The 19,802-nt window shown below is 71.0% G+C and carries 18 protein-coding genes; 8 read left to right on the forward strand and 10 right to left on the reverse strand.

The window, feature by feature from the left end; genetic code table 11:
• A complete protein-coding gene (locus ACQPZX_RS47515) occupies positions 1-1,200 on the reverse strand; it encodes an MFS transporter (RefSeq protein ID WP_433385942.1) in 1,200 nt (399 codons plus the stop codon).
• Between the two features lie 52 nt (positions 1,201-1,252).
• Here ACQPZX_RS47515 and ACQPZX_RS47520 point away from each other — a divergent pair, with 52 nt between their 5' ends.
• Positions 1,253-2,494: an ROK family protein gene (locus ACQPZX_RS47520; RefSeq protein ID WP_433371453.1), complete on the forward strand. Its 1,242-nt coding sequence runs from the start codon at positions 1,253-1,255 to the stop codon at positions 2,492-2,494.
• A gap of 584 nt (positions 2,495-3,078) precedes the next feature.
• Here ACQPZX_RS47520 and ACQPZX_RS47525 read toward each other — a convergent pair.
• From ACQPZX_RS47525 to ACQPZX_RS47545, 5 genes are read right to left on the reverse strand one after another with little or no spacing between them, the layout of a single operon-like run.
• Positions 3,079-3,885, reverse strand: a complete 807-nt coding sequence (locus ACQPZX_RS47525; RefSeq protein WP_433371456.1) for an SMP-30/gluconolactonase/LRE family protein — start codon at positions 3,883-3,885, stop codon at positions 3,079-3,081.
• 13 nt (positions 3,886-3,898) lie between these two features.
• Positions 3,899-5,032 carry a PQQ-binding-like beta-propeller repeat protein gene (locus ACQPZX_RS47530; RefSeq protein ID WP_433371459.1) on the reverse strand — a complete coding sequence of 378 codons (1,134 nt, stop codon included), beginning with the start codon at positions 5,030-5,032 and terminating at the stop codon, positions 3,899-3,901.
• 14 nt (positions 5,033-5,046) lie between these two features.
• Entirely contained in the window at positions 5,047-5,505 is a 459-nt protein-coding gene (locus ACQPZX_RS47535) for an SRPBCC family protein (protein ID WP_433371462.1), read from the reverse strand.
• 45 nt (positions 5,506-5,550) lie between these two features.
• Complete coding sequence (locus tag ACQPZX_RS47540; RefSeq protein WP_433371466.1) at positions 5,551-6,648, reverse strand: fumarylacetoacetate hydrolase family protein; 1,098 nt, start codon at positions 6,646-6,648, stop codon at positions 5,551-5,553.
• The gene (locus tag ACQPZX_RS47545; RefSeq protein WP_433371469.1) at positions 6,645-7,490 is read right to left on the reverse strand and encodes a hypothetical protein; all 846 of its coding nucleotides are present in this window, start codon (positions 7,488-7,490) and stop codon (positions 6,645-6,647) included. Before ACQPZX_RS47545 ends, ACQPZX_RS47540 begins: the two co-directional genes overlap by 4 nt.
• Before the next feature lie 78 nt (positions 7,491-7,568).
• On the opposite strand from ACQPZX_RS47545, the gene ACQPZX_RS47550 reads away from it, so the two are divergent.
• A complete protein-coding gene (locus ACQPZX_RS47550) occupies positions 7,569-8,729 on the forward strand; it encodes a homogentisate 1,2-dioxygenase (protein WP_433371472.1) in 1,161 nt (386 codons plus the stop codon).
• 38 nt (positions 8,730-8,767) lie between these two features.
• Here the strand turns inward: ACQPZX_RS47550 and ACQPZX_RS47555 are convergent, their stop codons facing one another.
• Positions 8,768-9,979: a chitosanase gene (locus tag ACQPZX_RS47555; protein WP_433371475.1), complete on the reverse strand. Its 1,212-nt coding sequence runs from the start codon at positions 9,977-9,979 to the stop codon at positions 8,768-8,770.
• A 195-nt stretch (positions 9,980-10,174) separates the two neighbouring features.
• Here ACQPZX_RS47555 and ACQPZX_RS47560 point away from each other — a divergent pair, with 195 nt between their 5' ends.
• The 6 genes from ACQPZX_RS47560 to ACQPZX_RS47585 are packed head-to-tail and all read left to right on the forward strand — an operon-like array spanning position 10,175 to position 16,803.
• Complete coding sequence (locus ACQPZX_RS47560) at positions 10,175-11,350, forward strand: ROK family protein (RefSeq protein ID WP_433371477.1); 1,176 nt, start codon at positions 10,175-10,177, stop codon at positions 11,348-11,350.
• A gap of 35 nt (positions 11,351-11,385) precedes the next feature.
• Positions 11,386-12,705, forward strand: coding sequence for an ABC transporter substrate-binding protein (locus ACQPZX_RS47565; protein WP_433371480.1), 1,320 nt, complete (start codon positions 11,386-11,388; stop codon positions 12,703-12,705).
• A gap of 3 nt (positions 12,706-12,708) precedes the next feature.
• Complete coding sequence (locus ACQPZX_RS47570) at positions 12,709-13,638, forward strand: carbohydrate ABC transporter permease (RefSeq protein WP_433371483.1); 930 nt, start codon at positions 12,709-12,711, stop codon at positions 13,636-13,638.
• Entirely contained in the window at positions 13,635-14,522 is an 888-nt protein-coding gene (locus tag ACQPZX_RS47575) for a carbohydrate ABC transporter permease (protein WP_433371486.1), read from the forward strand. The genes ACQPZX_RS47570 and ACQPZX_RS47575 overlap by 4 nt, the downstream gene beginning before the upstream one ends.
• Complete coding sequence (locus ACQPZX_RS47580; protein WP_433371488.1) at positions 14,519-15,775, forward strand: 6-phospho-beta-glucosidase; 1,257 nt, start codon at positions 14,519-14,521, stop codon at positions 15,773-15,775. The genes ACQPZX_RS47575 and ACQPZX_RS47580 overlap by 4 nt, the downstream gene beginning before the upstream one ends.
• Entirely contained in the window at positions 15,772-16,803 is a 1,032-nt protein-coding gene (locus tag ACQPZX_RS47585) for an N-acetylglucosamine kinase (protein WP_433371491.1), read from the forward strand. The genes ACQPZX_RS47580 and ACQPZX_RS47585 overlap by 4 nt, the downstream gene beginning before the upstream one ends.
• Positions 16,804-16,895: 92 nt before the next feature.
• Here the strand turns inward: ACQPZX_RS47585 and ACQPZX_RS47590 are convergent, their stop codons facing one another.
• The 3 genes from ACQPZX_RS47590 to ispF form a co-directional block, all read right to left on the reverse strand.
• Positions 16,896-18,083 carry a hypothetical protein gene (locus ACQPZX_RS47590; RefSeq protein WP_433371493.1) on the reverse strand — a complete coding sequence of 396 codons (1,188 nt, stop codon included), beginning with the start codon at positions 18,081-18,083 and terminating at the stop codon, positions 16,896-16,898.
• 825 nt (positions 18,084-18,908) lie between these two features.
• Complete coding sequence (locus ACQPZX_RS47595) at positions 18,909-19,301, reverse strand: PPOX class F420-dependent oxidoreductase (RefSeq protein ID WP_433371496.1); 393 nt, start codon at positions 19,299-19,301, stop codon at positions 18,909-18,911.
• 26 nt (positions 19,302-19,327) lie between these two features.
• Positions 19,328-19,801: a 2-C-methyl-D-erythritol 2,4-cyclodiphosphate synthase gene (gene ispF, locus ACQPZX_RS47600; RefSeq protein ID WP_433371499.1), complete on the reverse strand. Its 474-nt coding sequence runs from the start codon at positions 19,799-19,801 to the stop codon at positions 19,328-19,330.
• Position 19,802: the final 1 nt, after the last annotated feature.

A 19,802-nucleotide genomic window follows, 5' to 3' on the forward strand; every position in this document is an offset into this window, starting at 1 on the left:
CTAGTGGACGAGCGCGGGGTGGTGGTCGGCCTCCGCCAAGCGGCTCGGGAAGACCTCCCGGGCCCGGGCAACCATCACCAGCGCCACCAGGGCCAGGCCCGCGGCCAGCAGCGGCAGCCCGCCCAGCAGGCCCGCCGAGGCGAAGCGCTCGCCCACGAACGCGCCGCCGCCGATGCCGATCTGGAACGACACCACGTACACGGCCGAGGCGGCGTCCCGGGCGCGCGGCGCGATGCGCAGCACCGTCGCGGCCAGGCAGACCGGGATGGCGCAGAACGCGCCGCCCCACAGCAGCGTGGCAACGATCGTCGGCACCGGGCCGAGCACCGGCGCGAGCAGGGCGACCGCCCCGGCCAGCACCGCGAGCAGCAGCGTCAGCGCTGGTCCGGGCCGGCGGTCGACGTGACGGCCGACCGCGTATCCGGCGACGAGCGCGGCCGCGCCGTACCCGAGAAGCAATGCACTCAGGCCGAAGCCCTGCAATCCGCCGTCACGACGCGCCAGCGGGGCGATGTAGGTGTAGGCCGCGAAGTGGCCGATCACCAGCACCGTGGTGATCGCGCAGAGCAGCGCCACCTGGCGGTCCCGGATGATCGTCACCGAGGCCCGCAGCTGGGTGCCGAGGCGCGTCTCACGGTCGTGCGGCAGCGGGTCGAGCGCGGGCAGCACCCGCCGCAGCAGGAGCACGCAGACCGCGCCGCCGAGTGCCACCGCGCCGACCGCCACCCGCCAGCCCAGCCACTGCCCGAGGGCGGTGCCGACCGGGACGCCGGCCACGATCGCCAGCGAGTTCCCGATGAAGACCAGCGCCGTCGCCCGCCCGGCCTGTCCCGGCGGAGCCAGCCGTGCCGTGACCGGCCCGATGATCGACCAGAAGACGCCGTGCGCCAGCGCGCAGATCAGCCGGGTCCCGGCGAGCACCGGGAAGGTCGGCGCGAACGCCGCCGCGGCCTGCGACACCACGAAGATCGCCATGGTGATCGCGATCAGCAGGTGCCGCGGCACCCGCATGGTGAGCGCGGTCAGCGGGATGGTGCTGATCGCGGCGACCACCGCGTAGCTGGTGAGCAGCAGCCCGACGTGCGCCTCGTCGACGTGCAGGCCGTCGGCGATCTGCGGGAGCAGCCCCACAGGCAGCGTCTCGGCGGTGACGAAGCAGAAGGCGGAGGCTCCGAGGACGGCCAGCGCCGGGCGGTTCATGGTCACTCTCGCAGATTAAGCTCTAGATCCGAGTAAAAGAAGGGAACGGGATGTGACGACCCGCTCAACCGAGCTGCTCCGGGTGGCACACACGCGCCCCGGCGTGACTCGCGCCGACGCGGCCCGCCTGCTGGGCGTGGGTACCGGCGCGGCCACGGAGATCGTCGCCCGGCTCGCCCAGCAGTCGCTTCTGGCCGAGGCGCCCGCCGCGCCGAGCGGCAATCGGGGCCGTCCCACCACGGTCCTCGTACCGCATCCCGCGGGCCCGCTGGTGCTGGCGGTGGCGATCACCCACGAGACGTGGCGGATCGACGTGGTCGAGCTGGGCGGCAAGATCCTGGCCGCGGCGACCGGCCCGCACGCCGGCGCCGAGTGGGCGTCGGTCACTGCGGCGGTCACGGCCGCCGTCGTTTCTTTCCAGCACACGTACGGCGAGAGGCTGCGCGCCATGGGCGTCTCCGTCCCCGGCACCGTCTCCCCCGCGCTGCGGCTCACCGCGAGCAACCTGGCCTGGAACGACGTCGACCTGACCGCCCTGTGGCCCGGCCCGGTCCTGGCTGCCGGCAACAACGCCACCTCGGGCGCCGCACGGCCCGGCCCGATCCTCGCCGCCACCTTGGCCGCCATACGGCCCGGCCTTGCCGGCAAGGACGCCACTCCGGCCGCCTCGAGGCCCAGCCCGGTCCTCGCCGCCGGCAACGACGCCACCCTGGCCGCCACCGCCGAGTCCCACCGGGGCGCCGCGGTGGACGCGACGGTCCACCTGCACCTGCGCATCGAGGGCGGCCTCGGCGGCGCGGTCGTCGACCACGGCCGCGCCCTGCTCGGCGCGCGAGGCGCCGGCGGCGAGTTCGGCCACATGCCCTTCGGCGACCCGGCAATCGCCTGCCCATGCGGCGCGGCCGGCTGCTGGGGCACGGCGGTGGACGGCACAGCCCTGGCCCGCCTGCTGGGCATGCCCGCCCCCCGGGACCCGGTCACCTACGCCCGCCGCGTGATCGCCGCCCCCGACCCGGAGTCACGCGCGGCGGTACGAGCGGTCGCGGCCGCGCTGGGCCGCGGCATGGCCGGCTTGGTGAACGCCCTGGACGCCGACCTGGTCACCCTGGGCGGCATCGGCGTCGACTTGCTGGCGGCAGCCCCCGAGGAGATCGACGCGGCTTACCGGGCCGGCCTCATGCAGGTCCACCGAGCCGCGCCACCCCCGGTCGTCCCGGCCGCGCTGGGCGACGACGGCCCGATCGCCGGCGCCGCCGAGGAGGCCTGGTCACGCCTCCTGCCCGAGCTGGCCTGACAGCCGCAAGCCGGTCGACGGCTGGCCTTGGGACAGCATGGCCCGCTGAGTGCACGGCCGGCCTTGGGACGCCATGGCCCGCCGGGTGCATGGCCAGCCTGGGCACGCCATGGCCCGCCGGGTGCATGGCCAGCCTGGGCACGCCATGGCCCGCCGGGTGCATGGCCAGCCTGGGCACGCCATGGCCCGCCGGGTGCATGGCCAGCCTGGGACGCCATGGCCCGCCGGGTGCATGGCCGGCCCGGGGACGCCATGGGCCGCCGGGTGCATGGCCGGGCGCCACGGCATGGCTGTGCTCTCCGCCCGCCTTGCCGCCACGCCTGTCGCCCAGCGGCGCCCGCGCCGACCTCCCGGCGGATCTTGATGATCTGAGGTTCGGCGCGGACGGCAAGTCATCACCCTTCGATGCGTCGATCGACTTCTGCCGGATTTAAGCTGATATATCCGGTGAGGCGCCGTCGCGGTTCTCGCATTGCGGGCGCGATCGGGCACACGTGGCCAGCATGCGGGAGCCGCTCCACTGGCCGAGAGCCGCCGGCCACATTGCGGGACCGGCCAACCATTCCGGTCGGGCGCCGAAGCGCTCAAGCCAAGTCGGCGGCGAAGAGGCGGCCGGTGCGGCCGGTGAACATCGCCTGGGGGTCGGTGTAGTCGGCGGTCACCGTGTACAGGGTTTGCTGGTCGGCGGAGATGGCGCAGTCGAAAGCGCCGTCCGGGAACGGGATCGTCGCCAGGATCTCGCCGCCCTCGCGGACCCGGCGGCAATGCTGGTTGGGAACGTCGGCGTACCAGATCGCCCCGGTCGCATCAAGGCAGATGCCGTCGGGCGCCGAGCCGGACACGTCGGCCCACACCCGCCGGTTGGTCAGGCCGCCGTCCGGAGCGATGTCAAAAGCGGTCAACCGGCCGGCGTGTGACTCGGCCACGATCAATGTGCTGTCGTCCGCCGTGACCGCCATGCCGTTCGGGAAGAGCAACCCGTCGGCCACCCGGCGGGACGCGCCGTCGGGAGTCACGACCGCGACGAAGCCCGGCCCCGGCTCGCCGCCGCCCGGGAAGTCGTAGCCGACGTTGTTGACGAAGGCGTTGCCCCGCGAGTCGGCGGCGATGTCGTTCCACAGGTGGGCCGCTTCGATGTGCCCGAGGTCGGCGTGCACCGAGCCGTCACGCAGCAACCGCGCGCCGGGTCCGTCGAGGATCAGCAGCTCGCCGCCGGGCAGCCAGTCGACGCAGAACGGGAAGCCGGCCATCCGGGCCACGACCGACGGCTTGTCGTCCTCGACGCGGATCACCTCGCCCGCCGCCCAGTCGCAGAACCAGAGACGGTCGTCGTGCCAGCGAACCGACTCGCCCATGACTATTCCGGTCAGCACCACTCTCGGGTCCGCCATGTGACCAAAGTAGTCAGAGCGCGGCGACCACGACGGGCTCGACCGAGAAGTAGTAGCCGGGAATGTTCGGATTGTCTCGTCGCTTCAACCCGAGCCGCTCGACCGCCACGTAGTGCTCGGTGACCTGCCAGCGGCCGGGATCCCAGTCGGTGCCCTCGCGCTTCAGCTCCAGGGGAAACGAGGTGACGGTCGCGCCGGTCCGCGGATCCACCGTCAGCAGCGTGCGATCGGGCGTGAGCAGCACCGCCCGCCCGGACGAGGCGCCCAGGACCAGGGTGCCGGCGGGGAAGTCCGGGCGCGCCTTGCCGGTGAGCGCGTCGACCGCGTGGCCATCGGCGGTGACGACGAGGCCGGCCGCCAGGTTCGCTTCGGGGCGGTCCAGCGGTGAAGCGCGGATAGGCGCCGGCGACGTGGTGAGCCAGCCGTGGCCGCCGCCGTCGCGCAGGCCGGCGCACGAGGACGACGCGACGTCGCAGCCCACCGGCGTGTAGGGGCCGGGCGGGAACGACGCGATGGGTGCGCCGGTCACCGCGTCGTAGACGCCCGAAGGGCAGACGACCTGGGCTGCGGCGGTGGTGAAGGCCTGCGCGCAGGTCGCGCTCCAGAGTCGGGTTCCGGTGCTCATCCCGTACGCGAAAAGCTGCCCACCCGCCGTGACCAGAACGCTCTGCCCGGCCACCCGCAGGCCCTCCGGCGCCCACACCGTGGCGGAACCGGTCCGATGTCCCTCGAATCCCGGCCCTGAAGGGCCGGCGGCCCGCCAAACGATCTTGCCGGTCGTGCCGTCGATCGCCACGAGCTCGCCGTCGGACCAGCGGCTGACCACCGTCCCGCCCGACGCGACCAGCCCGGACAGCTGCTCGGGCCAGCGCCGGAAGCTCCAGACCGCGGTGTAGACCGTCTTGGCGTCGACCGGCGCGTCCGCCCGGATCTGGCGCTTCGACGCGTAGACCCGGATCTTGTCGGCGACGATCAGCGGCGCGGTCGCGAGCTGGCCGGTGGCGCTCGGATGATCCGCCCGCGCGGTCGCGAGGGGCGGCTTGACGGTCGCCAGCACCTCGGCTGGTTTGAGGACGCGCCACCCGATCAACACCGCCGCGGCCGCCACGACCAGCGCGAACAGCGATCGCAGCAGCACCCGTGACACCAGCAGAGACTATGTCAGGCCGCGGCGGCCAGATCGTCCAGGTCTCGGCGGAGGGCGCCCTCGGCGGTGCCGGCCGCCAGCCCGCCGAAGATCAGCGCGAGGAAACGGCCGGCCGGTGCGGTCGCGCCGCCGTCCTGCACGACGGTGACCATGGTGCCGCCCTTGTGGCGCCCGGCGATCACGGGCACGAACGAATACGTCATGCGATAGTCGGCGCCTATGCCGGGCGAGGTGACCACGAACCGCTCGGGGATCACGCACTCCAGGACCCGGAACTCCTCGGTGATCTCGCCACCGTCGGCCATCCGGCGGGTCTCGCGCCAGGTCGCGCCCGCGCCGAACGGTTCCTGGGTGAGCACCTCGACGGCGGTGACGGCCGACAACCAATCGCGCCGGCGGGCCAGGTCGGTGAACACCTGCCAGACCGCGGCGACCGGCGCCTCGATCAAGCGTGTCACCGCGACCGTCGACATAGAGTGACCTCCCGCGTACACGCTACGAGGGTAAGGCGCGCAGCACTAGGGGAGGACTGTTCCGGTCACTTCGCCCAAACCGATTTCTACGCCGGCCGCCCCGATCGTCGTGCCGGCGATGGTGACCCTGTCGCCGTCCTCCAGGAAACCGCGTGTGCTGCCATCGGAGAGCTTCACTGGCTCGGCGCCGCTCAGCGTGAGCTCCAGGAACGAGCCGACCTGGTCGCGCCGCGGTCCGGAGACCGTGCCGGAGGCGAACAGATCACCCGTGCGCACCGAGGCGCCGTTGCTCGTGAGGTGGGCCAACTGCTGCGCCGCGGTCCAATACATGGACGCAAACGGCGGCGACGCGACCCGGGTGTCGTTCCACTCCACCGAAAGCCGCAAATCGAATGCGGTTCCCGCCGGCAGCAGATAGTCCAGCGGCTGTGGATCTTGCCCGGCGTGATCGACAGGCGCCAGCGCCGCGAGCGGCACTATCCACGGCGAGACCGACGTGGCAAAGGATTTGGCGAGAAATGGGCCCAAAGGACGATATTCCCACGCCTGGATGTCGCGCGCCGACCAGTCGTTGACCAGCGTGAGGCCGAAAACGTGATCGGCGAAGTCGGTGGTCCGCAGCCGCCGCCCCGGCACGCCGACCACGAAACCCACCTCGGCCTCGATGTCGAGCCGCCGGCTGGGCCCGAAGACGCCCGGCCCGAGCTGCCCCGACGGCCGCCGGATCGGGGTGCCCGACACCACCACCGTGCTCGACCGGCCGTGATAGCCGATCGGCAGGTGCTTCCAATGCTCGGGCAGGCCGGGCGCGTCGGGACGCAGGATCGCCGACACGTTCAGCGCGTGGTGCTCGGACGAGTAGAAATCCGTGTAGTCGGCCACCTCGAACGGCAGGTGCAGGGTGACCTCGCTCAGCGGGATGCGCTCGGGATCGGCCGCGACGAACTCCACGATCGCCTCGCGCGCCGCCGTCCACTGTGCCCGCCCGGCCGCCATCAGCGGGTTGAGCGAGTGCTGATTGAGCAGGCCACCGAGCGTCGAGAGATCAACAACAGACGACCCGAGGCGTACGCCGAGACGGGGCGCCTCGTTCGGGCGGCTGAAGACGCCGTACGGAAGATTTTCGATGCCGTAGCGACTCATTGCTGACCCCCGTTGATCAGGCCGAGCCGGACGAGCTCGGTGAGCGGCTCGACCACGTTGGCCGCGCCGAAGCCGACGAAAAGCGGCCGCGAATCCTCCCGCCGCATGCGGGCCGGCTCGACCAGCGGCAGCGGGTGCGTGGCGGCCAGCACCTCGGCGACCTCCGCCACCTCGGCGCCGTCGGTCGCGAGGATCGAGGCGGCCAGCACGTTGAGGAAGCCGTGGTGGGTGAAGCCGGTCTCGGGGTCGGTGTGCCGGATCGCGTGCCGCAGCCCCGCGGCCAGCCGGAAGGGCAGCTCGCGGTCGCGGCAGGCGCACAGCACGGCGGCCAGCTCGACGGGGGTGGGGAACAGCTCGGCCGCGAGCCCGCCGACCCGGAACTTGGGGGCCAGGCGCATGCCGTCGGCGCGGCACTCGGCCACCGTGTCGAGGGCGCCGAGCAGTCCCCAGCTCAGCGGGATCTCCGCGTACACGTCAAGGTCTTTGTCGTTGCCGGCCAGGGCACGCAGCGCGGTGAGACCGGGTTGCGGATCCTCTCCCCGGCGCGCCACTGGCGCCTCGATATGGAAAACCACGGCCCCGGCCGCCCGCAGCTTTTCCAGCGCCGCCGGCAACGCGCCCACCGGGACGTCGCCGATGAGCGCGACCGGCTGCTCCCGGGCCGGCAGCTCGCCGCCGATCAGCGACGCCGGCACCAGCAACGGCCCGAGGAGCCGGGCGAACCAGGCCGCCCGATGCTCGCCGTGTTTGGCCTCGGCGTCGGGCAGGCTGATGAAGCTGGGCGGGAGCAGGGACGCGTCATCGACCAGCCCGGAGAAGAGCGTAGGCACCAGCGTTGACACGAAACTGAACCTAATAGACGCTTCGAGAAGCGGACAACCACGTCCGCTATGTCAGATTTTACCGGGTGGGAGGCAACGATGCCGTACTACCGCAGCGTCGGCGAGGTGCCACACAAACGGCACACTCAGTTCCGGCGTCCCGACGGCGGCCTGTACGCCGAGGAGCTCATGGGGCAGGAGGGATTCTCGTCCGATTCGTCCCTGCTCTATCACCGGCACGCGCCGACCGCGATCGTGTCCGCCGACGCGTTCGAACCACCGTCTTCGAAGCAGGCTGCCAACCTGCCGCTCAAGCCACGCCACCTGCGCACCCACAAGCTCGACGAGGGTCCCGCCGACGCCGTGCTCGGCCGGCGCCCGCTGCTGGCCAACAACGACGTCCGGATCGGCTACGTGATCGCCGACGGCCCGTCCCCGCTGTACCGCGACGCGGTCGGCGACGAGTGCCTCTACGTCGAGGAGGGCACCGCGATCATCGAGTCGACGTTCGGCCGGCTCGAGGTCGGCACCGGCGACTACGTGATCATCCCGACCTCGGTGATTCACCGGATCGTGCCGCAGGGCCGCCCGGTGCGGATGCTGACGATCGAGGCCACCGGGCATATCGGCCCGCCCAGGCGCTACCTCTCGGTGCGCGGCCAGTTCCTCGAGCACTCGCCGTACTGCGAGCGCGACCAGCGCGCGCCCGTCGACCCCCTGCTGGTCGACGAGACTGACGTCGAGGTGTACGTGAAGCACCGCGCCGGCTGGACCCGGCACGTGTACGCCCACCACCCGTTCGACGTGGTCGGCTGGGACGGCTGCCTCTACCCGTGGGCGTTCTCGATCCACGACTTCGAGCCGATCACCGGCCGTATCCACCAGCCGCCGCCGGTGCACCAGACCTTCGAGGGCCCCAACTTCGTGGTCTGCTCGTTCGTGCCCCGCAAGGTCGACTACCACCCGCTGGCGATCCCGGTGCCGTACAACCATCACAACGTCGACTCCGACGAGATGATGTTCTACACCGGCGGCAACTACGAGGCGCGCCGCGGCTCCGGGATCGAGCAGGGCTCGATCTCCCTGCACCCGTCCGGCTTCACCCACGGCCCGCAGCCGGGCGCGGTCGAGCGCGCCCTGGGCGCCGAGGCGTTCGACGAGCTGGCGGTCATGGTCGACACCTTCCGGCCGCTCGACCTGTGCGAGGCGGGCCTGTCCGTCGAGGACACGGGCTACGCCTGGACCTGGAACCGCTCCTGAGGTCGCCCGGGGCGCCGCGCGGCGCCCCGGGCCCCTGATCAGCCGATGTGGAAGCTCTCGCCGTAGACCTTGAAGTCGAGCGGCGTGTTCAGGTCGAAGTTGCCGTTGTTGAGGAAGACCCGCTGGGCGGTGTCCACTCGGGACGTGTCCGAGTGGGCCTCCTCCTTCTTCATCTCGACGACCCGCTCGTCCATGAACGCGTTGAGCCAGGCGCGCTCGTCGCCGCCCTGGGACGGCGGCTTCGCCTTGGCCAGCGCGCGGCTGCGGATCGAGCGCATGCCCTCGTAGCCGTGCATGACCGCGGCGTCGTAGTAGGCGAACTGGCCGAGCGCCCGGACGCCGTCGGACTTGCCGTCACGCACCGACGGGTTGAAGTACACGCGGTCGCGCTCGGCCTCCTGCGCGGCCTGGAACACCGGGTCGGCCGCCGCGGTCTTCCAGTCCCGGGTGAAGTTGGGGTCGAGGCCGGCGTGCGAGTCGGTCCCGTCGACGTTGCGCAGCGCCGGGAGGTACTTGGCGAGCACATTGGACGGCTTGGTGGTGGTGTACGCCTGGACGAGCTCGAGCATGTCCCCGGTCCCCGAGCAGAACCCGATGATCCCGGCGGTGTAGCCCCGCCCGTCGCCGATGTCCTCGATGTACGCGAACTGGCCGCGCCAGTTGAGCGACGAGTTCTCGGCCGCCGACACGATCTGCATGGCGACGTCCTTCTTCGCCGGATCGTCCAGGTTCTTGCCCGAAGGGGCAGTGGTGGGGGGAGTTGTGGGTGTTGTTCCGCCGGGCATGGTCCAAGTCTGGTTGGCGGCGTTCGTACAGGTCCAGATCTGGAGCCGGGTGCCGTTCGCCGAGCTTTGGCCGGTGGCGTCGAGGCACTTGCCCGACCCGGTGTTGACCAGCGCGCCGTTGGAGACGGACCACTTCTGGGCGCCGGTGGCGTTGCAGTCGTAGAGCTGGATCTTCGCTCCGTTCGTCGTGGACGCCGCGGTGACGTCCATGCACTTGCCGAGCGCGCGGATCGTGCCATCGATGTTCCCGACGGTCCATTGCTGGGCGGCGCTGGCGTTGCAGTCGTAGAGCTGGATCGCGGTGCCGTTGGCGGTTGCGGCGCCGGCGACGTCGATGCACTTGCCGCCGATTCCCTTGATCGGCCCGGCGGTGGCGGCACTGGCCGGCAGCAGCCCATAAGCGATGGCTGTAGCGGGGATGACCAGGGCCAATGAGGCGTACGCGAGTGTCCTCACGCGGTTCATGGCGCTCCTCGAAGAGGGGGATTACGGGGATGGCGCGCGCGTTGGACCGAGACGCTACAACTGTTAAAGAGGTTTATCAATCCCCGTCGATGGCGGGGTCTAGGCTGCCGGAGTGGGCCTTGACACATGCCGGGCCCGTGCCTACCGTCCGAGGCAACTGTTAGCCAGTTTGCCAATCACCACCCGGGAGCCCCGTTGACGCGTCTGGCCGGCTCGTCCAAGCTGCTCCGCGCCATGAATGAGAGCGCGGCGCTCGCGCACCTGCTCGACCCGGGCATGCTCACCCGGTCCGACCTGCGCAAGCTGACCGCGCTCTCCACCCCGACCATCTCCGAGGTGCTGCGCCGGCTCACCGACGCGGGCCTGGTCAACGTGGTCGGCCACAACAGCGGCCGGCCCGGCCCGAACGCCGAGATCTACGCGGCCAACCCGGAGGCGGCGTTCACGGCCGCCGTCTCGGTGCGCGACATCGGCACCAGCGGCACGCCCTCGGTCACCGCCGCGCTCTGCGACCTCACCGGTACGGTTCGCGCCCGCTTCGACTCCCGCGTCGACTTCCTGGCCACCCATCCGGCCGACGCGCTGGTCGACGTGGTCGCCCGCCTGCGCGAGGAGGCCCTGGTGCCGGCCGACCGCATCCGGCACGTGCAGCTCGGCGTCCCCGGCTCGTACGACCCGCGCACCGAGACGATCCGGCACGTGGACGTGCCCGGCTTCGGCCGCGCCGGTTTGGTGCCCGAGATCGCCGCGGCGCTCGGCACCCACATCGGCGTCGACAACGACGTCAACCTGGCCGCGGTGGCCGAGCGCAACCGCGGCACCGGCCGCGAAGCGGACGGCTTCGCGCTGCTCTGGATCGGCCAGGACGGTCTCGGTCTGGCCATCGACATCAACGGCTCGCTGATCCGCGGCGCCCGCGGCGGCGCCGGCGAGATCGGCTACATGCCGCTGTACTCCCCCGACTCCACCCACCGCAAGCTCGACCTGCAGGACCTCTTCGGCGGCGCTGCCATTCTCGAGCTGGCCCGCGACAACGGCATCGCCGGCGAGACTCCCGCCGACGTCGTGCGCGCCGCAGCAAACCTGCCCAGCGGCGAGTTTCTGACCACCCTGGCCGACCGGATCGCGGTCGGCCTGGCCGCTGTTACTGCCGTACTCGATCCCTATCTGGTGGTGCTGGCCGGCCCGATCGCCCAAGCCGGCGGCGACACGCTGCTGGCCGCGGTGACCGCCGCCGCCCGGCGGACCGCGCCGCTGGAGAGCTCGCTCGCGGTCACCACCATCGACGACGACGCGGTGCTGCTCGGCGCTCTCGACGCCGGGCTCACCGCCGTCCGCGAAGCCTTGATCACCGCAATTCGCGACAGCTGATCCCCCCGCTGCACTGAGTCAGTTGAGAGGCCGAAGTGAACAAACGGATACCCCCTGCCCTTTTTGCCCTCGGTACCGCCGTTTTGCTGACCACCGCCTGCACGCCCGCGCCCAAGGAAGAAACCAAGATCGCTGACCCCGGGACCCAGGTCTCCGGGACGGTCGAGCTCTGGCACTTCTTCACCGAGCGCGAGGCCGACGCCATCGACCAGGTCATCAAGGACTTCCAGTCGACGCACCCGAACATCAAGGTGACCGTCAAGTCCGGACAGGACGACTCGAAGGTCACCCAGGCCATCGGCGCCGGCAACGGACCGGACGTCGGGCTGTCCTACTCCACCGACATCGTGGGCAAGTTCTGCTCGTCGGGGGCGTGGGTGGACCTCACGCCGTACATCAGCCGCGACAAGGTGGACCTCAACCAGCTCAACGCCACCACCCGGTCGTACACCGAGTTCGACGGCAAGCGTTGCGCGATGCCGTTCCTCGCCGACGCGTACGGCATGTACTACAACAAGGACATGTTCGCCAAGGCGGGCATCGCCGGACCGCCGAAGACGCTCGACGAGCTCACTGAGGACGCCAAGAAGCTCACGGTCAAGAACCCGGACGGCTCCCTCAAGACGGTCGGTTTCCTCCCGCTCTCCGACTTCTACGAGAACGCGCCCGCGCACTTGGCCCCGGCCACCGGCGCGAAGTGGCTGACCGACGACGGCAAGTCGGCGGTCGGTACCGACGCCAACTGGAAGACGCTCCTGACCTGGGAGAAGAACCTCATTGACTGGTACGGCTACGACAAGCTGACCAAGTTCAAGGCCGGCCTCGGCGACGAGTTCAGCGCCGACAACGCCTTCCAGAAGGGCCAGGTCGCGATCAACATCGACGCCGAGTTCAGGCTGGCTTTCCTCAAGGACCAGAGCCCCAACCTCAAATACGGCGTCGCGCCGATCCCGACCTCGGACCCGGCCCGCTACGGCGGCGGCTACGTGACCGGCAACATCATGGGCATCTCCAAGAACGCCAAGAACCCCGAGGCGGCCTGGGAGCTGATCAAGTACCTCACGACGAACGACGCGGCCATCACCAAGCTGGCCGGGCTGCTCAAGAACGTGCCGACGACGCAGAAGTCGGTCGCCGACCCGGCGCTGAACGGTGACGCCGACTTCAAGACGTTCATCGACATCTTCAACAACCCGAACTCGTCGACCACGCCCCCGACCGCATCGGGCCCCGCCTACCAGGAGACGTTCCAGAAGTTCGTGGTCGACTACCAGGCCGGCAAGGTCAAGGATCTCGATGCGGGTCTGGCCGATGCGGACAAGCAGATCAACAGCGTCATGACGCTCGGCGGCTAGGAAATGACCGCCATCCGCCTACGTAAGAACTTGACGATCCTGTCGTTCCTGGCGCCCGCGCTGATCGGTATCGCGGTGTTCTTCCTGTACCCGTTGATCTCGGCGGTGTACTTCTCGTTCACGAAGTTCGACCTGCTCTCCGTGCCGGAGTGGGTCGGGCTGGACAACTACAAGCGGATGGCGGACGACCCGTTCCTGCTCCAGGCGGTACGCAACACGCTGTGGATGGTGGTGGTCTTCGTCCCGGCCCGGATCATCGGGGCGATCGGGCTGTCGATGCTGCTCACCCAGATCCGGCGGGGCGCGGGCTTCTTCCGTACGGTGTTCTATCTGCCGGCCCTCGTCCCCCCGGTGGCCGCCACCATCGCGTTCGTGTACCTGCTCAAGCCGGGCACCGGCCCGGTCAACCACTTCCTCGAGAAGAGCGGCATCGACGGCCCGCTCTGGTTCAACTCTCCCGTCTGGGCGAAGCCGTCGCTGGTCCTGCTGGGCCTGTGGGCCATCGGGGACCTGATGGTGATCTTCCTGGCCGCGGTGCTGGGCGTTCCGGAGAGCCTGTACGAGGCCGCGTCGCTGGACGGCGCGAACGCCTGGCACCGTTTCAAGTCGATCACGCTGCCGTCGATCCAGCCGGTGATCCTGTTCGCGGCGGTCACCGGCGTGATCTACACGTTGCAGTACTTCGACCAGGCGGCGGTGGCCGGCTCGATCGCCAGCGGGCAGGCCACCACCGGCGCCGGGATCTCCCAGTCCTTCGGCTATCCCGAGGGCTCGACCTTCACGTACCCGCTCTGGCTCTACACCGTCGGGTTCCGCTACAACGCGCTCGGCTACGCGAACGCCCTGGCCATCGCCCTGTTCCTGGCCGCCTTCGCGGTGACCGTGATCCTGATGCGCCGCGCCAAGGCCTTCTCGGGAGAGGAAACAGCATGACCGCCGCGGTCCTCGACGTCTCGGCCGAGCCTCTGCTGGAGAAGGGCCCGGATCGGCGCCTCCGGCGGCAGAACAGGCTGGCCTGGATCGCGAAGCACAGCATCGCGATCGTGCTGGTCATCATGTTCCTCACGCCGGTCGTCTACCTCGTCCTGCTTTCGCTGATGACCAGCAACCAGGCGCTGACCAGCGACTACTGGCCCAACTCGTGGCATCCCGAGAACTACGTCAAAGTTTTCGAGGCCACGCCGATGCCCCGCTACCTGCTCAACACCGTGCTCTACGCGGTGACCTCCACGGTCCTCACGCTGGCGTCCAGCATCCCCGCCGCGTACGCGTTGGCGAAGTTGAAATTCCGCGGCCGCAACGTGCTGTTCCTGGTCATCATCTGCGTGATGATGTTGCCGCCGCAGGTGGTCACCGTCCCGCTGTACCTGATGTGGGCCCGGTACGGCCTGACCGGGTCGCTGGCGCCGCTGATCATCCCGGCCCTGTTCGGCGACGCGTTCTGCATCTTCCTGCTGCGGCAGTTCCTGCTGACCATCCCGACCGAGTACCTCGACGCCGCCCGGGTCGACGGTTGCGGCGAGTGGCGCACGCTGCTGCGGGTGGTGCTGCCGATGGCCAAGCCGGGCATCGCGGCCGCCGGCCTGTTCCAGTTCTTCTACTGCTGGAACGACTTCTACGGTCCGCTGCTCTACACGAGCGAGAACGAGAAGGCGTGGACGCTGTCGCTGGGCCTGGCGTCGTTCCGGACCGTCCATCACGTCGACTGGAACCTGGTCACGGCGGCAACGGTGCTGGCGATGGCTCCGCTGATCATCATCTTCTTCTTCGCTCAGCGCGCGTTCGTGCAGGGCATCACCATTACGGGGTTCAAGTGAGAATCGCAGTCATCGGCGGCGGATCGACCTACACGCCCGAGCTGGTGGACGGCTTCGCCCGCCTCGGCTCGATGGTCGACGAGCTGGTCCTGATCGATCCGGCCGCGGAGCGCCTGGAGATCGTCGGAGCCTTCTCGGCGCGGATCTTCGAGCACTACGGTCACCCCGGCAAGGTCACCTGGACCACCGACCTGGACGCCGGGGTGACCGACGCCGACGCCGCGGTGATCCAGCTGCGGGTCGGCGGGCAGAACGCGCGGATCAGCGACGAGACGTTCCCGCTCGAGTGCGGCTGTGTCGGTCAGGAGACGACCGGCGCGGGCGGGCTGGGCAAGGCGCTGCGCACGGTTCCGGTCGTGCTCGACGTGGCTGCCCGGATCCGTTCCCGGGCCAAGCCGGGCGCCTGGATCGTCGACTTCACCAACCCCGTGGGCATCGTCACGCGCGCGCTGCTCGACGCCGGGCACAAGGCGGTCGGCCTCTGCAACGTGGCGATCGGCTTCCAGCGGCGCTTCGCTTCCTACCTCGGTGTCGACCCGTCCGCCGTCGTCCTCGACCATGTCGGCCTCAACCACCTGACCTGGGAGCGGGCGGCCTTTGTGGACGGCGTTGATCGACTCCCTGGCCTCATCGAGGAGCATTTGTCCGAAATATCAGGCGAAGTGGACATCCCCTCCGAGATCATCACGATGCTCGGCAACGTTCCCTCCTATTACCTCTCGTACTTCTACAACCACGACAAGCACGTACGCGAATCGCTCGGCGCCCCGACGCGTGGCCAGCGCGTCGCCGAGATCGAAGCGGTCCTGCTCGACATGTACCGCGACGTGACCCTGGTGGAGAAGCCGGCCCTGCTCGGCGAGCGCGGCGGCGCCTACTACTCCGAGGCGGCGGTTGGCCTGATCGCCTCGCTGCACGACCTCGACGCCGGCGCCGTCCACAGTGTCAACATCCGCAACAACGGCACGCTGCCGTTCCTCCCCGACGAGGCGGTCATCGAGGTCTCGGCCCGGGCGGGCCTCGAGGGCCCGGCGCCGTTGCCGGTCACCCCGGTCACGCCCGACCTGGCCGGTCTCATCACCCACGTCTGGGGGTACGAGGAGTACGCGCTCGACGCCGCGCTGCGGGGCGGACGCGATCGCGTGTATCGTGCCCTGCTCGCCCATCCCCTGATCGGCCAGCACGAATACGCGGACGCGCTCGCCGACAAGTTGATCGCCGCCGGCCGGGACCACCTCGCGTGGGCCCGATGAGAGCGCTCTATCTGGCGGTCGACGGCGGCAACTCGAAGACGGATGTGGTGCTCGGCGACGAGTCCGGCCAGATCCTCGGCTTCGTGCGCGGCGGCACGTCCTCACCGCACAACGTCGGCCTGCCTGGCGCCATCGAGGTGCTGAACGGGCTGATCCGCGCGGTGCACGCCGACGCCGGCCTGCCGTTCGGCGCCCCGATCGAGGCGGTCGCCGTCTACCTGGCCGGCGCCGACCTGCCGATCGAGGTGAGCCGGCTCCAGCAGGCGATCGAGGCGGAGAGCTGGGCCCGGCGCACCCTCGTCGACAACGACTGCTTCGCGATGCTGCGGGCCGGCACCGCGATGCCCGACGCGGTCGTGGTGGTCTGCGGGGCCGGCAACAACTGCGTGGGCCGCGCCGCCGACGGCCGCACCGCCCGGTTCCTCGCGCTCGGCCCGATCACCGGCGACTGGGGCGGCGGCCACGACCTCGCCGACCACGCGCTGCGCGAGGCGGCCCGCGGCGAGGACGGTCGCGGCCGCCCGACGGCGCTGTCCCGGGCGGTCGCCGACCACTTCGGACTGCCGTCGGTCGAGGACGTGAGCATCGCGCTGCACTTCGGCGACCTGCCGATGGACCGGATCTTCGAGCTGGCGCCGGTCCTGTTCGAAGTAGCTGCCACCGGCGACGAGGTGGCGTCGGCGCTGATCGACCGGCAGGCCGCCGAGATCCTGGGCCAGCACCGGGTCGCCGCCGGGAAGCTCGGCCTGCTCGACCGCCCGCACGCGCTGGTGCTCGGCGGCGGCGTGCTGCGGGCCCGCCACCCGCAGCTGCACGACCAGGTGGTAGCCGGCGCGAAGGCCCAGGCCCCGAAGGTCGAGATCGCCGTGCTGGAGTCCCCGCCGGTGGCCGGCGCGGCCCTGCTGGCCCTCGACGCCCTGGGCCTCTCCACGGCGGCCGAGCCGGTCCTCCGCACGGAGTTCCTTCGACGCCGCCCCGGGCTCGTGCCCGCGTTGCTCGACGGGAGCTCTCCGTCCCTCGCCGATTGACGCACCCGGGCTCGAGGGGAATTCAGCCGACCAGCTGCTTGAGGTCGCGGTCGTTCAGGCCCGGCCCGACCTTCCGCTCCGCCAATTCTCGATCAACGCCTAACCAAGATCAACATGCCCGCCGCCGCGGCCAGCACCATGCCAGCGACCAGCGGCACCACGCCACCGATCGCCGTGTACACCAGGAACAGCAGCGGCGCGGCCAGACTCAGATACACAGCGGTCGCCAGCCCGCGGTCACCGGCGCGCAGCCGGGCCAGCGCCGGGCCCACCGGCCCGGTGACCTTGCGGTTGAGCCAGATCGCCACGCCGACCACGATCAGCACCCCGACCAGCCCCGCCCAGGCCCGCGAGATCCCGTCGCTGACCAGCGTCATCGCCGCGGTCATCACGCCCGCGACCATCGTGGCGTTGGAGGCGATCCGCGTGCCCTGCCGGAACGTCGCAGCCTCCTCGCCCGACGCGTCGAGCACCGGCCCGCTCGGACGGCTCACCACCGGATCCCCGGTCCAGCTCGCCGACGTCCGCGCCGCGGGCTGCTCGGGCTCGGGCCGGTCGGGCGCCGGGTAGGCACGCGGGAACGGATTTGGATACGGGCTATCCTCCGGCACCGGCTCGTCGCCCGGAACCGGCTCGTCGGCCCGCACCGGCAGTGTCGCGTCGTCGGCCAGCCCTTCCAGGGCCTGCGCCCACCGCCGCCGCTCGAAGCGCACGATCCCCACATCGGTCTGCGCGTTCCCGATCGCCGGATCAAGATCTAGTGCTTCCGCGTACGCCCGCTGGGCCAGATCGAACAGCCGCAAGCGCGCCGCGACCACGGCCAGGACCAGGTGCGCCTCGGCCTCGGCCGGCGCGACCCGCACCCCGTTCCACGCGGCGTTGAGCGCCTCCTGGCCGTTACGCGACTCACTGAGCAGAGCGGCGCCGGTGCGCTGCGCGTACGCGTCGGCCGGCCACCGCCGCAGAATGTCCGAGGCGACCCGAGCCGCATCCGCATACCGCCGGCTGTCGGTCAGCGCCATGGCCCGCACCACCTGCGTACTCAGCGCCTCCGGCGCCGCCGCAACCGCCCGCTCGGCCGCCGCCAGCGCTTCGGCCGGCTGCTCCGCCGCCAGATGAATCCGCGCCAGCGTGGCAAGCAGACTAGGCTCCCCCGGTGCCGCGCTGAGCCCCGCCGCGATCTCTCCCGCGGCCTCGTCATAGCGGCCCAGGTCAGCAAGCAGCAGCGCACGCTGCCGGTACTCCTCCGGCGTAGTCTCCGGATCCAGATCGGGGCCCACGCGTCGAGCCTAGGCGCTCCACGCCACCACGAGATCACCCGGCCCGCCAAGCCCGGTCGCCGCCCGCCCACTCAGCCCGGCCGCTACCTCGGCCCGCCCTGGTCGCCGCCTTGGCCCGCCCCAGCCGACGCGTGGCCTACTCCGCCAGCATCACCGCCCGCGCCGCGCCGGCCGTCACCTTCGCCGCCTCGCCCACCGCCGTGGCCCGCCCCAGTCGCCGCCTCGCCGGCTCCGGCCGCCGCCCGGCCCACACCGCCGGCGCCACCGCCCGCGCCGCCCCACGCCGGCCGCCACCTTCACCGCCTCGCCCACCCCGACCGCACCCGGCCCACACCGCCAGCACCACCGCCCGCGCCGCCCCACGCCGGCCCGCCCAGGTCGCTGCCCGGCCGACTCCGCCGCTGGCACCGGCCGCCCCGCAATCTTGATGAGCCGCCGTTCGCCAAGAGCCGCAACTCATCATCCTCGGCGCCCTCACCGCAGTCGCCCGCGTCCTGTGGACAACGCCGGCGAAAATGTCACACCCCAGTGCTCCAATCGCCCCACCCAACAGAGGGTGGGGTGGGGACGGCCCGACGGCAGGCGAGGCGGTGACCACCAGCGGGCGAGGCGATCCGATCAAAGAGAACGGCTGGCGCGGCCCAGCAGAAGCCGCGGCGCGGCCCAGCAGAAGGCGAGGCGGCGCGGCCCGGCAGAAGCGAGGCAGCGCGGCCCAGCAGAAGCGAGGCAGCGCGGCCCGGCAGAAGCGAGGCAGCGCGGCCCGGCAGAAGCGAGGCAGCGCGGCCCACCACGGGCGGCGCCACCCCCATCAAACCGCGCCGCGAATCACTCGGCTCGCGCCACCACCCGGCCCGCGGTGAGGCGGCAGACCACCCGGGTCGCGCCCGGCGTAGGCGTGAACGGCTTTCCGTCGTACTTGTGGCTCAGCTCGTCGATCAGCGCATCCCCGCCCTCCTCGACCAGCGTGACCGTGCCCTCGACGGTGAAGTACACATACGGGTTCGCCGGGTCGTAGGCGCACAGTGACACCCGCGGGTCGCGTTCCATGTTCCGGGTCTTCTTCCGCCCGCGGATCGTCGAGAACAGCACGTCGTCGCCGTCGCGCTTGACCCAGACGACGGTGGACTGCGGGCTGGCGTCCGCGTTGATGGTGGTGATCACGGCGAAGGTGTTTCCGTCGATCAGGCGGCGGACGGATTCGGGCAGGGGAACAGTCATGGGTTGATCCTGCCGGAGACCGGAGATCAGGGTGTCGTGACCATGGCCACCGCGATCGCGGCCAGCCCCTCGCCGCGGCCGGTCAGACCGAGTCCGTCGCTGGTGGTGCCGGCCACGGTGACGGGAGCGCCGACCGCCTCGGAGAGCACCTTCTGCGCCTCGTCCCGGCGGGTGCCGATCTTGGGGCGGTTGCCGATCACCTGGATCGACACGTTGACCACCTCGAACGACGCGGCCCGCAGCAGCCGCACGGTCTCGGTGAGCAGCGCCGCGCCCGAGGCGCCGGCCCACTCCGGCCGACTCGTCCCGAAGTTGCTGCCCAGGTCGCCCAGCCCGGCCGCGCCGAACAGCGCGTCGCAGGCGGCGTGCGCGGCCACATCGGCGTCGGAGTGGCCGGCCAGGCCGACCTCGCCGGGCCAGAGCAGGCCCGCCACCCAGCAGGGTGCGCCGGGCTGGAACGCGTGCACATCGGTGCCGATGCCGACCCGCTGATTGACCACG

Origin of the sequence: Actinoplanes sp. CA-142083, from assembly GCF_050942195.1 — a bacterium.
Lineage (GTDB): Bacteria > Actinomycetota > Actinomycetes > Mycobacteriales > Micromonosporaceae > Actinoplanes.

Excerpts from the sequence above, each read along its gene's own strand:
- ACQPZX_RS47515 (WP_433385942.1), bottom strand. The coding sequence starts at position 1,200 with ATGAACCGCCCGGCGCTGGCCGTCCTCGGAGCCTCCGCCTTCTGCTTC.
- ACQPZX_RS47525 (WP_433371456.1), bottom strand. The coding sequence starts at position 3,885 with ATGGCGGACCCGAGAGTGGTGCTGACCGGAATAGTCATGGGCGAGTCG.
- ACQPZX_RS47535 (WP_433371462.1), bottom strand. The coding sequence starts at position 5,505 with ATGTCGACGGTCGCGGTGACACGCTTGATCGAGGCGCCGGTCGCCGCG.
- ACQPZX_RS47540 (WP_433371466.1), bottom strand. The coding sequence starts at position 6,648 with ATGAGTCGCTACGGCATCGAAAATCTTCCGTACGGCGTCTTCAGCCGC.
- ACQPZX_RS47550 (WP_433371472.1), top strand. The coding sequence starts at position 7,569 with ATGCCGTACTACCGCAGCGTCGGCGAGGTGCCACACAAACGGCACACT.
- ACQPZX_RS47555 (WP_433371475.1), bottom strand. The coding sequence starts at position 9,979 with ATGAACCGCGTGAGGACACTCGCGTACGCCTCATTGGCCCTGGTCATC.
- ACQPZX_RS47570 (WP_433371483.1), top strand. The coding sequence starts at position 12,709 with ATGACCGCCATCCGCCTACGTAAGAACTTGACGATCCTGTCGTTCCTG.
- ACQPZX_RS47575 (WP_433371486.1), top strand. The coding sequence starts at position 13,635 with ATGACCGCCGCGGTCCTCGACGTCTCGGCCGAGCCTCTGCTGGAGAAG.
- ACQPZX_RS47585 (WP_433371491.1), top strand. The coding sequence starts at position 15,772 with ATGAGAGCGCTCTATCTGGCGGTCGACGGCGGCAACTCGAAGACGGAT.
- ACQPZX_RS47595 (WP_433371496.1), bottom strand. The coding sequence starts at position 19,301 with ATGACTGTTCCCCTGCCCGAATCCGTCCGCCGCCTGATCGACGGAAAC.